Here is a 15268-nt window from a genome sequence, read left to right as displayed (position 1 = left end):
CGGCACCGGTGCCGTGCGCCGCGCGCGTCAGCGGGCCCGGGGATGCGTCGCCGCGTAGACCTCGCGGAGGGCGTCCGGGGTGACCATCGTGTAGATCTGCGTGGTCGTCACCGACGCGTGGCCGAGCAGCTCCTGGACCACGCGGACGTCCGCACCCCCCGCGAGCAGGTGGGTCGCGAACGAGTGCCGCAGCGTGTGCGGCGACACCCCGTCCAGCCCCGCGCGCCCGGCCGCGGCCTGCAGCGCCGCCCACGCCGTCTGCCGCGACATGCGTGCCCCGCGCATGTTGAGGAACACGGCGGGCGTGCCGCGCCGGCGCGCCGCGGCGGCCAGCTCCGGCCGGGCCCGCACGACGTAGGCCTCCACGGCCTCGCGCGCGAAGGAGCCGACGGGCACCACCCGTTCCTTGTCCCCCTTGCCGCGCAGCCGGATGACGGGCGCGTCGTCGACGTCGTCGACGTCCAGGCCGACGATCTCCGAGATCCGCCCGCCCGTCGCGTACAGCAGCTCGAGCAGCGCGCGGTCGCGCAGCGGCACCGGTCCGTCGCCCGTGCCGGCCGCCTCCAGCAGGCGGGCGACCTCGTCCACGCCGAGCGCGTGCGGCAGGCGGCGCAGCCGGGTGGGCGCGTGCACCTCCGTGGTCGGGTCGGTGCCGGACAGGCCCTCGGCACGGGCGAACCGGTGCCAGCCGCGGACGGCCGCGAGGGCCCGCGCGGTGGACGACGGCGACAGCGGGGCGCGCCCGTCGGCGCCCTGCCGGATGGTGTCGACGTAGGCGAGGACGTCGGCCTCGGTGACGTCGTGCATGCGGGTGCGTCCGAGCCCGGCCAGGTGGGTGGCGTACCGCGCGAGGTCGCGCCGGTAGGCGGCGACGGTGTTCGCGGAGAGTCCGCGCTCCACGCCCAGGTGGGCGAGGTAGTCGCGGAGGGGCTCGTCGAGGGCGTCGTCGACCTCTGTCGGGCTGGTCACGGCGTCCATGATGCCGTCAGACCCTCCGCGGGCCTCCTGCGGCACGCCGCCGGAGGCGGACACGCCGGGCGGCTGCCGGGGACGCCCCCGGTGTCGACGGCGTCGGCCGTGTCGACGCCGGGGACGTTCGCGCCGGTGGGCCCGGAGGCCCGGCGGGTCACGACGGGTTGATGTTGAAGAGCTCCGCGCGGCTACGGATGACCTGGGCCCGGGCGAGGCGCGGCTTGTCGGAGCCGTCGCGGATGACGTTGCCCGCGGCCTCGAACTCGGCGAGGAAGTCGACGGCCCAGGCGACGTCGGACGGCGTCGGGCTGAAGCACTCGTTGATGACGGCGGGCTGCTCCAGGTCGAGGCAGAGCTTGCCGGTCATACCGAGCGCGACCGCGTCGGCGGACTGCTCGCGCAGCAGGGCGTGCGCGGACCCGACGGTGGGGCCGTCGACGGGGCCGGGCAGGCCACCGATGCGGCTCGCGAGCACGAGGCGGGTGCGCGGGTACGCCATGGCGACGGGCTCGTTCGCGGCGCCGGTGTCGCGGCGGTAGTCGCCGGAGCCGAACGCGAGGCGGAACGTGCCGCGCGCGCGGGCGATGTTCACGGACTCCTCGATGCCGAGGGCGGACTCCACGAGCGGGATCACGGGGACCTCGCCGCCGAGGCGCTGCGCGGTGTCGACGACGTCGTCGGCCGACTCGGTCTTGGCGAGCATGACGCCGGCGAGCCCCGGGACGTCGCGCAGCTGCGCGACGTCGTCGGCCCAGGCCTCCGAGGTGCGGTCGTTGATCCGGACCCAGCCGGTGCCGCCCCCGCGCAGCCACTCGATCACGCGCCCCCGCGCCTCGTCCTTCAGGCTGTCGTCGATCGCGTCCTCGCAGTCGAGGAGGATCTGGTCGGCGCGGGAGAGCTGGGCGTCGTCGAAAGCGTCGGTCCGCATCGCCGAGAGCAGGAGCCAGGAGCGCGCGTAGTCGGGTGCGACGCGGGTCTTCTCGCGGGTGGCGCGGCGGGCGGTGAGGTCTGTGGAGTCGGTCACGGTCACAGGGTCGATGCTATGCCCGGTGGCGCGCCGGGCGTCGACGTCGTCGTCGACAAGGCTCCGCCGCGCGGGTTGTCGGGTGACGTCGTCCGGTGGCGGGACGGCGGGGAATCTCGGGCACGCCGGGGTTTCGGCGAGTTCCTGGCATGAGCCTGGTATAGCGTGACGGGCGTGAGCGAGCACCCAGCCGTACGGAGGGAGCGGGCGAGATGACGGACACGATGGTCGACGTCGGTCCGACGCCCGGTGAACGGCCCGAGCCGGATGACGCCCCGCGGGACGTGGTGGGCCGGGTCCTGCCGGAGCTTCCCGAGCCGCCGCCCCTGACGAGTCACGGCCCGGCCCGCATCATCGCGATGTGCAACCAGAAGGGTGGCGTCGGGAAGACCACCACCACCATCAACCTCGGCGCCTGTCTGGCCGAGCACGGTCGCAAGGTGCTGCTCGTCGACTTCGACCCGCAGGGCGCCGCGTCGGTGGGGATCGGCATCAACCCGCACGAGCTCGACATCACCGTCTACAACCTGCTCATGGAGCGGGGCGTACGCGTGGAGGACGTGCTCATCCCGTCCGGCATCGAGGGCCTGGACGTGCTGCCGGCGAACATCGACCTGTCCGCGGCCGAGGTCCAGCTCGTGGGCGAGGTCGCACGCGAGTCGGTGCTGTCGCGGGCGCTGCGCCCCATCGTCGACGACTACGACGTGATCCTCATCGACTGCCAGCCGTCGCTCGGCCTGCTGACCGTGAACGCGCTCACCGCCGCGCACGGTGTGCTCATCCCGCTGGAGTGCGAGTTCTTCGCGCTGCGCGGCGTCGCGCTGCTGGTCGAGACCATCGAGAAGGTGCGGGACCGGCTGAACCCGGCCCTGGAGATCGACGGTATCCTTCCCACCATGTACGACTCGCGCACCCTCCACTCCCGTGAGGTGGTGGCTCGCGTGCACGAGGCCTTCGGCGACACGCTGCTGCACTCCGTGATCGGCCGCACCGTGAAGTTCCCGGACGCGACCGTGGCGGCCGAGCCCATCACCGCCTACGCACCCGGCCACCCCGGGGCGTCCGCGTATCGCCAGCTCGCCCGGGAGCTCGTGGCCCGTGGCCACGCCGCCTGAGGTCCTGGAGGCACCCGGCGACATCCTGTCCGACGGCGCCCCGGCCTCCAGCGACGACGGAACGGGCGCGGCCCCGGCCCCCGCGGACGGAGCACCGCCGGCGGGCGGCGACGGCCCCGTCCCCCAGCGCACCGCCGGCGGTTTCGAGGTGCACCTCGACAACTTCACCGGCCCGTTCGACCTGCTGCTGAGCCTCATCACCAAGCACGAGATGGACGTCACCGAGGTGGCGCTCGCGGCCGTGACGGACGAGTTCGTGGCGCACATCCGCGCTGCCGAGGAGGCGGCGAAGGAGGCTGCCGACCGCGGCGACGACCACCCGTCGTGGGACCTGGGGGTCGCCTCGGAGTTCCTCGTCATCGCGGCGACGCTGCTGGACATCAAGGCCGCCCGGCTCCTGCCCGGGGTCGTCGAGGACGACCTCGAGGACCTGGAGCTGCTGGAGGCGCGCGACCTGCTGTTCGCCCGGCTGCTGCAGTACCGTGCCTACAAGGAGGTCTCGGCGGTGCTCGCCGAGCGGATGGCGAACGCCGGGCGCCGGGTGCCGCGCCTCACGCCGCTGGAGCCGCACCTCCTGGCGCTGCTGCCGGAGCTGAAGTGGACCGTGGACGGGCACCGGCTCGCCGCGCTGGCCGCGAAGGCGCTGCAGCCCAAGCCGCCGCCCGAGGTGTCGCTCACCCACCTGCACGCGCCTGCCGTGAGCGTGCGCGACGAGGCGGGCAACATCGTGCGGCGTCTGCGCGCCGAGCACGTGCTGACGTTCCGCGCGCTGACCGCCGGGGCGGACCGCGTCGTGATCGTGGCCCGCTTCCTCGCGCTGCTGGAGCTGTTCCGGGACCGCCTGGTCGGGTTCGAGCAGGTCACCTCGCTCGGCGAGCTGACGGTCCGCTGGGCGGCCGGCCCGAGCGACGGCGCCCAGTACCTCGACCCGGACGCGGGCCCGAGCGAGTTCGACGAGGAAGACCTGACGGCGCCGCCCCTGCCGGCGGAGCCGTCCGGACGTGACGAGACCGGGGAGCCGGCGAGCGCGCACGGCGCGGCGCCGGCGGTGGAGGAAGCACAGTGAGCGAGACGCAGGAGCTGACGGACGAGGCAGCGAACGGCGCCGTCCCCGGGACGGCGCCCGCGGCGACGGGGGAGGGGGCCGCGACCGCGTCGCCCGTGCTTCCCGAGGCCGAGCTTCCCCTCGTCGACGTCGAGGAGCTGCCCGGCGGGGCGCGCGCCGCGCTGGAGGCGGTGCTGATGGTCGCCGACGAGCCCGTCGCCGAGGAGCGGCTCGCGGTCGCGCTCGCGCTGCCGTCGGTCGAGGTGCGCGAGCTGCTGGAGGAGATCTCCGACGAGTACCGTGGCGAGCTCGGCGGGCGCCCGCGCGGTTTCGAGCTGCGGCGCACCCAGGACGGCTGGCGCATCTACTCGTCGACCGCGCACGGCGACGTCGTCGGCCGGTTCGTGCTCGACGGGCAGACGGCGAAGCTCAGCCAGGCCGCGCTGGAGACGCTGGCTGTCGTCGCCTACCGGCAGCCCGTCACGCGCGGCCAGGTCAGCGCGGTGCGCGGGGTGAACGTCGACGGCGTCGTGCGGACGCTGCTCACGCGCGGGCTCATCGCGGAGATCGAGCAGGACCCGGTCACGGGTGCGGTCCTGTTCGGAACCACGGGATACTTTCTGGAGCGGATGGGCTACGACTCGCTCGACGAGCTCCCGCCCCTGGCACCGCACCTTCCCGACCTGGACATGCTCGACGGTCTGGACTGAACGGCCCGGTGCCACCGAGCCCGGCGTCACCGAGCACCACGAGACGAACCGAAACGGAACGATGAACCAGTCAAGCCGCGGCGGGAGCCGCCGCAACAACCAGAACCGCACCGGCCAGAGCGGCCGCGGGCCCGCCGGACAGAACCGGGCCGGCCAGGGCCGCTCGCAGGGCGGGCGCGGGCCGAACCCCCGGCCCGGCCGTCCGGACCGGCCGGCCCGCCGCCGTGCGCAGGACGCCGAGCCCGACCGCGACGTGCACGTCGCCGACGGGGTGCGGCTGCAGAAGGTCCTCGCCCAGGCGGGCCTCGGCTCGCGGCGGGCGTGCGAGGAGCTGATCGCCCGCGGCCACGTGGAGGTCGACGGCGTCCTGGTGACGGAGCTCGGCCTGCGGGTGGACCCGGTCAAGGCCGTCATCCACGTGGACGGGCTGCGCATCCAGCTCGACCAGGACAAGATCACGCTCGCGCTGAACAAGCCGGACGGCGTCGTCTCCACCATGCACGACCCGCAGGGCAGGCCGTCGGTCGGGGAGATGGTCAAGGACCGCAGCGAGCGCCTGTTCCACGTCGGCCGCCTGGACGCGGACAGCGAAGGTCTGCTGCTGCTGACGAACGACGGCGAGCTGGCGAACCGGCTGTCGCACCCGAGCTACGAGATCTCCAAGACGTACGTCGTGACGGTCGAGGGCTCGATCTATCCCCGCATCCTCAAGGAGCTGACGCAGGGGATCGAGCTGGAGGACGGCCCGGCGCGGATGGACTCGGTGAAGGTGCTGCAGGAGGGCGCGGAGGCGACCCTGCTGGAGGTGGTGCTGCACGAGGGCCGCAACCGGATCGTGCGGCGGATGTTCGACGCGGTGGAGCGGCCGGTGATCCGGCTGGTGCGCACGCGGATCGGGGCGATCCGGCTGGGAGACCTGAAGCCGGGCCGGACGCGGGTGCTGGGCCGGGTCGAGCTCGGTCAGCTGATGGCCGACGTGGAGATGTGACGAGTGACTGAAGCGACCGAGGAGATCACCCCTGTGAATGCTGTGCGCACCCCCGTCGTCATCGCGGTCGACGGCCCGTCCGGCTCGGGCAAGTCGAGCGTGTCGAGGGCCGTCGCGGCGCGGCTCGGCCTGGCGTACCTGGACACGGGCGCGATGTACCGGGCGGCGACGGTGTGGTCCACGCAGCGCGGGACGGACCTGTCCGACGTCGCGGCGGTCGCCACGGACGTGGTCGCGATGCCGCTGGAGATGGGCGTGGACCCGGCCGCGCCGGGCGTGACGCTGGACGGCGCGGACGTCGCGCAGCTCATCCGGTCGACGGCGGTGTCGGAGGTGGTCTCGCAGGTCGCGACCAACCTCGACGTGCGGGCCGAGCTGAAGCGGCGCCAGCGCGCGGTGATCGACGTGGAGCGGGCCGGCGGGTTCTCGGACGGACGTGGGGTCCTCGCCGAGGGGCGGGACATCACCACGGTCGTGGCGCCCGACGCCGACGTGCGGATCCTGCTCACCGCGAGCGAGGAGGCGCGGCTGCGGCGTCGTGCGCTGGACGTGCACGGGGCGGCGGACGCGTCGGCGGTGGCGGCGACGCGGGACCAGGTGGTGCGGCGGGACCGGGACGACTCGACGGTGTCGCAGTTCGTGGTCGCGGCCGACGGCGTGGTCACGGTCGACTCCTCGGACCTGGACCTCGACCAGACGATCGAGGCGGTGCTGGCCGTGGTCGCCAAGGTCACAGGTACGAGGACGGCTTCCGCGCCGTCGCTCTGACGGACGGCCTGAGAGAATGAGCGAATGACCGACGACCTGCGCCTGGCCGAACACCCGCACGAGTCCGGCGAGCCCGGCGAGACGGGGACCCGGCGGACATCGTCGGCGGACGTCGGACCCCAGGGCGACGCCACCGGGACCGGTGCCGCGCACGGGGCTCCCGAGATCGCCGAGACCGAGGACGACGTCGCGCGCGAGCGCGCGCTGCGCGCCGGGCTCGACGAGTTCGAGCTCGACGAGGAGGACGAGGCCCTCCTCGAGTCCGAGTGGATCGACGAGGAGCCCGAGGCCGAGGAGATCCTGCCGGTGCTGGCAGTGGTCGGGCGGCCGAACGTCGGCAAGTCGACGCTGGTGAACCGGATCCTGGGACGGCGCGAGGCCGTCGTGGAGGACCAGCCGGGCGTGACGCGGGACCGGGTGTCGTACCCGGCCGACTGGGCCGGGCGCCGCTTCACGCTCGTGGACACGGGCGGCTGGGAGGTCGACGTCGCCGGCATCGAGGAGAAGGTCGCCTCGCAGGCCGAGGTGGCGGTCTCGCTCGCGGACGCCGTGATGTTCGTGGTGGACGCACAGGTGGGCGCCACGTCGACGGACGAGCGCGTGGTCGAGATGCTGCGGCGCTCGGGCAAGCCGGTCGTGCTGTGCGCCAACAAGGTGGACGGCGCGGCGGGCGAGGCCGACGCCGCGTACCTGTGGTCCCTCGGGCTGGGGGAGCCGTTCCCGGTCTCCGGCCTGCACGGACGTGGCACGGGTGACCTGCTGGACGCCGCGATGGACGTGCTGCCCGAGGCGTCGCAGCACGGCGAGGCACGGCCCGTGGGGCCGCGGCGCGTGGCCCTCGTGGGGCGGCCGAACGTGGGCAAGTCGTCGCTGCTGAACAAGATCGCGCGCGAGGACCGCGTGGTGGTGCACGACGTCGCCGGCACCACCCGCGACCCGGTGGACGAGCTGGTCGAGATCAAGGGCGTGCCGTACTGGTTCGTGGACACGGCCGGCATCCGCCGGCGGCAGCACCTGGCCAAGGGCGCCGACTTCTACGCCTCGCTGCGCACGCAGGCCGCGGTGGACAAGGCGGAGGTCGCGGTCGTGCTGCTGGACGCGTCGGAGTCGCTGACGGAGCAGGACCAGCGGATCCTCTCGTACGTGGTGGACTCCGGGCGGGCGCTCGTGCTGGCGTACAACAAGTGGGACCTCATGGACGAGGACCGCCGCCCGTTCCTGGAGCGGGAGATCGAGAAGGACCTGGGGCAGGTGGCGTGGGCGCCGCGCGTGAACGTGTCGGCGGCGACCGGCTGGCACACGGAGAAGTTGGTCCCGGCGCTGGAGACGGCGCTCGGGTCGTGGGACATGCGCATCCCGACGGGCCGGCTGAACGCGTTCCTCGGCGAGCTCGTCGCGGCGCACCCGCACCCGCTGCGCGGCGGGAAGCAGTCGCGCATCCTCTTCGCGACCCAGGCCTCGACCCGCCCGCCGCGGTTCGTGGTCTTCGCCACGGGCTTCATCGAGGCGCAGTACCGCCGTTTCATCGAGCGCCGCCTCCGCGAGACGTTCGGCTTCGAGGGCACCCCGATCACCCTGTCGGTCCGTGTCCGGGAGAAGCGCCGCCGCTGAGCCCCCGGGCCGCCGTCGCGGCGGTCAGAGGTGCTTCTCGAGCACCTCGAACCTGAGGTCGTCGCGCTTGGGGCGGCCGAACCGGGTGTCGCCGTAGGGGAACGGCTCGAGACGGCCCGTGCGGGTGTAGCCGCGGCGCACGTACCAGGCGACGAGGTCCGCGCGGGCGTCGATGACGGTCATGCGCATCGTGGTCTGGCCCCACTCGCCCCGGACCACCCGCTCGGCCTCCGCGAGGAGCGCCCGGCCGACGCCGCCCCCCTGCCGGTCCGGGCGCACCGCGAACATCCCGAAGTAGCCGGCACCGTCCTCGACAGCGACGTGTGCGCAGGCCAGCGGGCCCGCGCCGTCGTCCACGAGCAGCACCCTGCTGCGCGGGCGCGTGATGTCGGTGCGCAGGACGGCGGGGTCGATGCGGTCGCCGTCGAGCAGGTCGGCCTCCGTGGTCCACCCGGCGCGGCTGGCCTCGCCGCGGTACGCGGAGGTCACGAGCCGCACCAGCGGCTCGACGTCGGCCGGGGTGGCGGTCCGCACGGCAAGCTCGGGCACGTCCTGGGTCCTGGTCTCGCTCACGGCCCCAACCTACCGCCGGATCAGGAGGGGCGTGGCCGGCCGCCCCGCCGGAGAGCCGTGCCGACGAGACGATCCACAGGTCGCCCGGACGCGGTGACGGATGTCGGTCACCGTCCCTAGACTGGCCGCCGTGACTCTCGCCGACACCACCGTGGACCCCGCCCTCGACGCCCTGCGCAGGGTGTTCGGCTACGAGGAGTTCCGCGGGGAGCAACGGGCGATCGTCGACACCGTGGTCGCCGGCGGGGATGCGCTCGTGCTCATGCCCACCGGCGGCGGCAAGTCGTTGTGCTACCAGATCCCGTCGCTCGTGCGGCCGGGGACCGGCGTCGTCGTCTCACCGCTGATCGCGCTCATGCAGGACCAGGTCGACGCGCTGGACGCGCTCGGCGTGCGGGCCGGGTTCCTCAACTCCACCCAGGACGCCGATGCCCGGCGCGCCGTCGAGCGCGCCTACCTCGACGGCGAGCTCGACCTGCTCTACCTCGCACCCGAGCGGCTCCGTGTCCCGGCGACGGTGCGGCTCCTGGAGCAGGGCCAGATCGCGCTGTTCGCCATCGACGAGGCGCACTGCGTCTCCCAGTGGGGCCACGACTTCCGCCCCGACTACCTCGAGCTCTCCCACCTCCACGAGCGCTGGCCCGACGTGCCGCGCATCGCCCTCACCGCGACGGCCACCCAGGCCACGCGCGAGGAGATCGCCACCCGTCTCGACCTGACCGACGCCCGGCACTTCGTCGCCAGCTTCGACCGGCCCAACATCCAGTACCGCATCGTGCCGAAGGACAACGCCAAGCGGCAGCTCCTCGACCTGCTCCGCGCCGAGCACGACGGCGACGCCGGGATCGTCTACTGCCTCTCGCGCGCGTCCGTGGAGGACACCGCCCGGCTCCTCACCGACGAAGGCATCCGCGCCCTCCCGTACCACGCGGGACTTCCCGCCGCCGTCCGCGCACGCAACCAGGCCGCCTTCCTCCGTGAGGACGGCCTCGTCATCGTCGCCACCATCGCGTTCGGCATGGGCATCGACAAGCCCGACGTCCGCTTCGTCGCCCACCTCGACCTGCCCAAGTCGGTCGAGGGCTACTACCAGGAGACCGGCCGCGCCGGCCGCGACGGGCGGCCCTCCACGGCCTGGCTCGCGTACGGGCTGTCCGACGTCGTCCAGCAGCGCAAGCTGATCGCCGGCTCCGACGGCGACGCCGTACACCGCCGGCGCCTCGGCACCCACCTCGACGCGATGCTCGCCCTGTGCGAGACGGTCGAGTGCCGGCGCTCGCAGCTCCTGGACTACTTCGGGCAGGCGAGCGAGCCGTGCGGCAACTGCGACACCTGCCTCATGCCGCCCGACTCCTGGGACGGCACGGTCCCCGCGCAGAAGCTGCTCTCGACGGTGTACCGGCTGGACAAGGAACGGAACCAGCGGTTCGGGGTCGGGCACGTGGTCGACATCCTGCGTGGCCGCTCGACGCCCAAGGTGAACCAGTGGGGGCACGACAGCCTGACCGTGTTCGGCGTGGGCGAGGACCTGGCCGAGGGGGAGTGGCGCACCGTCGTGCGGCAGCTCCTGGCGCAGGGGCTGCTGACCGTGGAGGGCAACCACGGGACGCTGCTGCTCACCGACGCCAGTGCGGACGTCCTGGGGCGACGGCGCGAGGTGCGGCTCCGGCGCGACCCCGAGCGCACCCGGAGCCGGGCCGCGGCGAGAGCCAAGAAGAAGGCGGCACCCGACGTCGACCTCTCCGCCGGCGACGCCGAGCTCTTCGAGCGGCTCCGCGCCTGGCGGGCCGGCGTCGCGAAGGAGCAGGGCGTACCCGCGTACGTCGTCTTCCACGACGCGACGCTGCGCGCCGTGGCCACCGCCCGGCCCGCGAGCCTGGACGAGCTCGGCGGGATCAGCGGCGTGGGCGAGAGCAAGCTCGCCAGGTACGGCGCGGGGATCCTGGAGATCGTCGCCGGGTGAGGGGCATCGGTGAGGCCGTCACGTGACCGCGTGCACGCGCTCCACCATGCCCAGCCCGTAGCGGTCCCTCTCCTGGATGCGGAAGCCGAGGTCTCGCAGGGCCGGGAGCTGACGGCGCGTGAAGTGCTCGCCCGCGCTCGGGACGGTGAAGGCCTCGACGAGCCACTGGCCCAGCCGGATCGGCGGCCACGTGCTGCCGACATGGTCCACCAGCAGGAGCCGGCCGCCCGGGGCGAGCACCCGGTGCATCTCGGCCAGCGCGACGCGAGGCCGCGGGATGCTGCACAGGGCGAGCGTGCAGGTCACCGTGTCGAACGAGGCGTCGTCGTAGGGGAGCCGCTCGGCGTCGCCCGCGCGGAGGCGGGCGTCGATGCCGAGCTCGGTGGCGCGTCGCCGGGCGTGCTCCAGCATGGGCGGGCTGAGGTCGATGCCGGCCACGGAGGTCACGTCGTCGTGCAGGAACGGCAGGTCGCGGCCGGTGCCGACCGCGACGAGCAGGACGCGGCCGCGGGTGCGTGCACCGAGCCACGCGCGGGCGTCGCCCAGGAGGTTGCGCTCGAACCAGGCGATGCCACGGTCGTACTCGCCCGCGGTGCGGTCCCAGAGGCGGCGCTGCTTCGCCGTCGCAGGAGATTCCATAGGTGCAGGCTGACATGGGGTCCAGGCACAGTCCAGGAAAGCAGGCGCGGGCGCCGGGCCGCTACTGACTCTGCCCACAGCACGGTAGAGTCCACCTCGTGACGACTCAGGTCTACGCGTTGTGGCAACGGCTGGCGGACAGGCCGTTCGGGAAGCGTCTCTTCGGCGTGGGATACGGGCTCAAGGTCCCCTACTTCCGCAGCATCCACCCTCGCTTCACCCAGGTGCGGCCCGGGTACGGCGAACTGGTCGTCCCCAAGCGGAGGGCCGTCCTGAACCACATCGGGACCGTGCACGCGATCGCCGTCTGCAACGGGCTCGAGGCCGCGATGGGTGCGATGGCCGAGGCCACCGTCCCCGACCACAAGCGCTGGCTCCCCAAGGGCATGGAGATCTCCTACACGGCGAAGTCGACGAGCAGCATCACGTGCACGGCAGAGTCGGACCCGGCCCGATGGCTGCGGGACGACCCCGACCTCCCGGTGGTCGTCACGGCCCGCCGCGACGACGGCGCAGTCGTCGCCGAGGGCACGATCCACCTCTGGGTCACGCCCCGCCCGACACCCTGACAGCCTGCCCCGCCTGCCTGCCCGGCGCCGACCACGCCATCTCGCGTGGCGGGAGCGCGATCACCCCACAAGACGGGGCGGTCGGCTCTGACGGCGGTCCCGCTCCGCGGAGGAGTTCGCGGAGGAGGAGGGGGAGTCGCTGTCGGGGGCTTCGCGCGCGGCGTCGGGTCGCCCTATCGCGCCGCCCGCACGGTGAGCAGCGGCCGGTAGGACGGGAACTCGGGGTCCTCGACGAGTCGCCTGGCCAGGAGCAGCGCTCCGTCGAGCGGCTGGCCGGCGGCGTCGATCAGCTCCACGCCGCGGCGCTTGACCTGCATGAGCCCGTGGACGGCTGCCCGCAACGGTGACCCGACCTGCATCAGGCCGCCGGTCGTGGCGGCGACCTGCCGCACGCCGGGCCGGCTGAGGACGGCGGCGAGGCAGCCGGTGAGGAGCTCGGCGGAGTCGCGCAGGATGTGCTGGGAGACGACGTCGCCGTCGGATGCGGCCTCGAGCACCACGCGCGCGAAGTCCGCGAGGACCCGCACGCGGTCGGGGGCGTCGCGGAGCCTGGACTCCCAGACCTCCGGCGGGCCGAGGGTCGCGACGGCGGCGGTCAGCAGCGCGTGCGAGCCGCGGGCGTCGTGGTAGCTGGCGCGGCCGGCCGCCCGCAGGCCCTCCTCGCCGATCCAGGACCCGCCGCCGTTGTCGCCGATCAGCGGGCCGAGACCGTCGGCGATGTGCAGGCGGCCCATGTCGTCGTCGCCGATGGCGACCGCGCCGGAGCCGACGGCGAGCGTCGCGCCGCTGCGGCCCTGCAGCGCCCCGAGGTGGGCGGTGATGGTGTCGCTCGCGACCGCGGTGCGCAGGGTGCCGAGCGTGGTGGCCAGGGCGTCGTGCACGTCGTAGGGGTTGAGGGTGCGGGAGATCGTCATGGACCGCAGGCCGCGCATGCCGACCACGGCGGCCGCCGTCGTCCCCGGGCCCGCGTGCTCGACGAAACGACGGCACAGGTCGGCGACGACGTCGGGCGCGTCGGACCTCCTCGACGTGAAGCGGACCGGCTCTCCGCTGAGATCGACGGGCTCGGCCGAGCCCGCTTCCGGTCCGGTCGGCGCGCCGCGCAGCCGCGACCCGGTGCCGCCGACATCGATGCCGACCTCCCAGGTCAGCCCGAGGTCACGCTGCTCGATGGTGCCGGAAGCAACTCCCATGGCCTCCCCTGTCCGCATGCCTTGATCGTGGCATGACGAACCGGACGGTGCGCGACGAAATCACGAAAAACAGACAGTTTCACCGACTGATGGTGAGGTGTCAGAGAGTTTCGGGGCACGGTTTCCACCTCCGACTTTATCCGATCCTGGACTCTCCGCTGGATAGGCGCGACAAGCGGCCCGGAGAGTGTCAATGTGGTGCGCTGCCGGAGCAGCGGGCGCGGGCCCGGTGCGATCAGCGACGAAAGGCCTTTCATGATCGAGCGGAAACTGGACGCCCTCGCGAAGAGGCTGGGGCTACGGACCAACGCGACCATCTTCTTCTTCTCGGCCGGGCTCATGGTGCTCTTCCTGCTCCTGCTGCTCGTCTTCCCGAACCAGATCGGGAGCAGCTTCGGGGCGGCGCGGGACTGGATCGTCACCAACCTCGGATGGTTCTTCATCCTTGGCGTGACCGTGTGGCTGGTGTTTCTCGCGTACGTGGCGCTGAGCCGGTACGGGCACCTGCGCCTCGGCCCGAACGACTCGCGCCCGGAGTACGGGAACCTCTCCTGGTTCGCGATGTTGTTCGCGGGCGGTATCGGCACCGTGCTCATGTTCTGGGGCGTCGCGGAGCCGATGTCGCACTTCTCGTCGCCGCCGTTCCCGGACGTCGAGCCGTACTCGGCCCAGGCGGCGAGCGACGCGATGTCGATCTCGCTCTACCACCTGAGCCTCCACACCTGGGCGATCTTCACGCTGCCCGGTCTGGCGTTCGGGTTCTTCATCTACCGGTACAAGCTCCCGCTGCGCGTGAGCTCCGTGTTCTACCCGTTCCTCAAGGACAGGATCCACGGCCCGATCGGCAAGACCATCGACGTCTTCGCCGTGCTCGGGACGCTGTTCGGGCTCGCGGTCTCGCTGGGGCTCGGCACGTCGCAGGTGGGCGCCGGCATCAACGCGCTGTTCCCGGCGATCCCGAACGACACGCTGCTCCAGGTCGGCGTCATCTCGGTGCTCACGATCGTGGCCGTGAGCTCGATCGTCGTCGGGCTCGACAAGGGCGTCAAGCGGCTCTCGAACCTGAACATCCTCATGGCCATCGGCCTCCTGATCTTCGTGCTGCTCGCCGGCGACACCGTCTTCCTGCTGCGCCAGGTCTTCGAGAGCCTCGGCACCTACCTGGAGAACATCGTCGGCCTGTCGCTCTGGAACGACTCCATGTCGGAGTTCACGAAGGCCGGCGGCTGGGGCTGGCAGGGCGACTGGACGGTCTTCTACTGGGCGTGGACCGTCACGTGGGCGCCGTTCATGGGCGTGTTCCTCGCCCGTATCTCCCGCGGCCGCACCGTCCGCCAGTTCGTGGGCGGCGTGCTGCTCGCCCCGTCCCTGTTCACCGTCGTGTGGTTCGCCATCTTCGGCTGGGCCGCCATGGAGAGCGACGGCATCGACGGGACCGGCGGCGAGCTGTCCGCGGCCGTGTCCGAGAACGTCGCCCTCGCCATGTTCACGTTCTTCGAGCAGTTCCCGGCCGCGACCCTGGTCCAGGGCATCGCCGTGGTCGTCGTCGCGCTGTTCTTCGCCACGTCGTCCGACTCCGCCTCCCTCGTGGTCGACATGCTCTGCGTCGGCAGCTCCGACGCCGGGCCGGTGCGCCAGCGCGTCTTCTGGGGCGTGAGCGAGGGCACGCTCGCGGCGTCGCTCATCATCCTGGGCGGGGCCACCGGTCAGGACGGGCTCGGGGCGCTGCAGCAGGTGATCACCGTGATCGGGCTGCCGATCTTCATCATGGTGTTCCTGATGATGTTCAGCCTGATCAAGGGGCTGGGACAGGAACGAGAAGCCGCGTTCGACGCCCAGTTCGCCGACCTGATGGCCCGCAAGGGTCTGATGGACCGCGGGGCGGAACGCCGCGCCGCGCATCGTGCCGGGCGCCGCGAGGGGGCGGCCGGGCCGTCGGAGGCCGAGCCGCCGGCCGGCGCCCCGGAGCCGACGACGACGGTCCCGGCGGGCGACGACCCCGCGCCGGAGAAGGAGTGACGCGGATGTCGAGAAACCATCGCCGGCTCCGTCCCTGGGATGTCGGCAGCGACACGCGCTGCTGAGGACCGGAGGATGG

15 protein-coding genes are annotated in these 15268 nt (G+C 72.9%); 10 read left to right on the top strand and 5 right to left on the bottom strand.

The genetic code is table 11. The features are described 5' to 3' along the window. Positions 1-27 precede the first annotated feature (27 nt). Both ACYU96_RS11685 and ACYU96_RS11680 read right to left on the bottom strand, forming a co-directional pair. Positions 28-978 carry a site-specific tyrosine recombinase XerD gene (locus tag ACYU96_RS11685; RefSeq protein WP_460754589.1) on the bottom strand — a complete coding sequence of 317 codons (951 nt, stop codon included), beginning with the start codon at positions 976-978 and terminating at the stop codon, positions 28-30. Between the two features lie 148 nt (positions 979-1126). Beyond that, positions 1127-1996, bottom strand: coding sequence for an HpcH/HpaI aldolase/citrate lyase family protein (locus ACYU96_RS11680; protein ID WP_460753313.1), 870 nt, complete (start codon positions 1994-1996; stop codon positions 1127-1129). Between the two features lie 18 nt (positions 1997-2014). On the opposite strand from ACYU96_RS11680, the gene ACYU96_RS11675 reads away from it, so the two are divergent. The 7 genes from ACYU96_RS11675 to der all read left to right on the top strand — a co-directional run bounded on the left by ACYU96_RS11675 (position 2015) and on the right by der (position 8233). Next, on the top strand, positions 2015-2149 hold the full coding sequence (locus ACYU96_RS11675; protein ID WP_460753310.1) for a hypothetical protein: 135 nt from the start codon (positions 2015-2017) through the stop codon (positions 2147-2149). Between the two features lie 71 nt (positions 2150-2220). Continuing rightward, complete coding sequence (locus tag ACYU96_RS11670; RefSeq protein ID WP_460754586.1) at positions 2221-3111, top strand: ParA family protein; 891 nt, start codon at positions 2221-2223, stop codon at positions 3109-3111. After that, the gene (locus tag ACYU96_RS11665) at positions 3095-4177 is read left to right on the top strand and encodes a segregation and condensation protein A (RefSeq protein ID WP_460753308.1); all 1083 of its coding nucleotides are present in this window, start codon (positions 3095-3097) and stop codon (positions 4175-4177) included. Before ACYU96_RS11670 ends, ACYU96_RS11665 begins: the two co-directional genes overlap by 17 nt. After that, positions 4174-4866, top strand: coding sequence for an SMC-Scp complex subunit ScpB (gene scpB, locus ACYU96_RS11660; protein ID WP_460753305.1), 693 nt, complete (start codon positions 4174-4176; stop codon positions 4864-4866). Before ACYU96_RS11665 ends, scpB begins: the two co-directional genes overlap by 4 nt. Positions 4867-4927: 61 nt before the next feature. After that, positions 4928-5854 carry a pseudouridine synthase gene (locus tag ACYU96_RS11655; RefSeq protein WP_460753303.1) on the top strand — a complete coding sequence of 309 codons (927 nt, stop codon included), beginning with the start codon at positions 4928-4930 and terminating at the stop codon, positions 5852-5854. A 3-nt stretch (positions 5855-5857) separates the two neighbouring features. Next, entirely contained in the window at positions 5858-6622 is a 765-nt protein-coding gene (cmk, locus tag ACYU96_RS11650; RefSeq protein ID WP_460753300.1) for a (d)CMP kinase, read from the top strand. 24 nt (positions 6623-6646) lie between these two features. Continuing rightward, a complete protein-coding gene (gene der, locus ACYU96_RS11645) occupies positions 6647-8233 on the top strand; it encodes a ribosome biogenesis GTPase Der (protein WP_460753298.1) in 1587 nt (528 codons plus the stop codon). A gap of 24 nt (positions 8234-8257) precedes the next feature. On the opposite strand, the gene ACYU96_RS11640 is transcribed toward der, so the two are convergent. Further along, a complete protein-coding gene (locus tag ACYU96_RS11640) occupies positions 8258-8806 on the bottom strand; it encodes a GNAT family N-acetyltransferase (protein ID WP_460753295.1) in 549 nt (182 codons plus the stop codon). Positions 8807-8906: 100 nt separating this feature from the next. Between ACYU96_RS11640 and recQ the strand changes: the two genes are divergently transcribed. Beyond that, entirely contained in the window at positions 8907-10769 is a 1863-nt protein-coding gene (gene recQ, locus ACYU96_RS11635; protein ID WP_460753293.1) for a DNA helicase RecQ, read from the top strand. An 18-nt stretch (positions 10770-10787) separates the two neighbouring features. Here the strand turns inward: recQ and ACYU96_RS11630 are convergent, their stop codons facing one another. Continuing rightward, positions 10788-11408, bottom strand: coding sequence for a class I SAM-dependent methyltransferase (locus ACYU96_RS11630; protein ID WP_460753291.1), 621 nt, complete (start codon positions 11406-11408; stop codon positions 10788-10790). A 98-nt stretch (positions 11409-11506) separates the two neighbouring features. On the opposite strand from ACYU96_RS11630, the gene ACYU96_RS11625 reads away from it, so the two are divergent. After that, on the top strand, positions 11507-11977 hold the full coding sequence (locus ACYU96_RS11625; protein ID WP_460753288.1) for a hotdog fold domain-containing protein: 471 nt from the start codon (positions 11507-11509) through the stop codon (positions 11975-11977). A gap of 173 nt (positions 11978-12150) precedes the next feature. On the opposite strand, the gene ACYU96_RS11620 is transcribed toward ACYU96_RS11625, so the two are convergent. Next, positions 12151-13188: an N-acetylglucosamine kinase gene (locus ACYU96_RS11620; protein WP_460753286.1), complete on the bottom strand. Its 1038-nt coding sequence runs from the start codon at positions 13186-13188 to the stop codon at positions 12151-12153. A gap of 237 nt (positions 13189-13425) precedes the next feature. On the opposite strand from ACYU96_RS11620, the gene ACYU96_RS11615 reads away from it, so the two are divergent. After that, positions 13426-15189, top strand: a complete 1764-nt coding sequence (locus ACYU96_RS11615) for a BCCT family transporter (RefSeq protein WP_460753283.1) — start codon at positions 13426-13428, stop codon at positions 15187-15189. Positions 15190-15268 lie beyond the last annotated feature (79 nt).

The sequence above is a fragment of the Myceligenerans cantabricum genome, from assembly GCF_054777735.1.
Note: the sequence above shows the minus strand (reverse complement) of the source record. Positions and strands in the feature narration are given on the sequence as shown.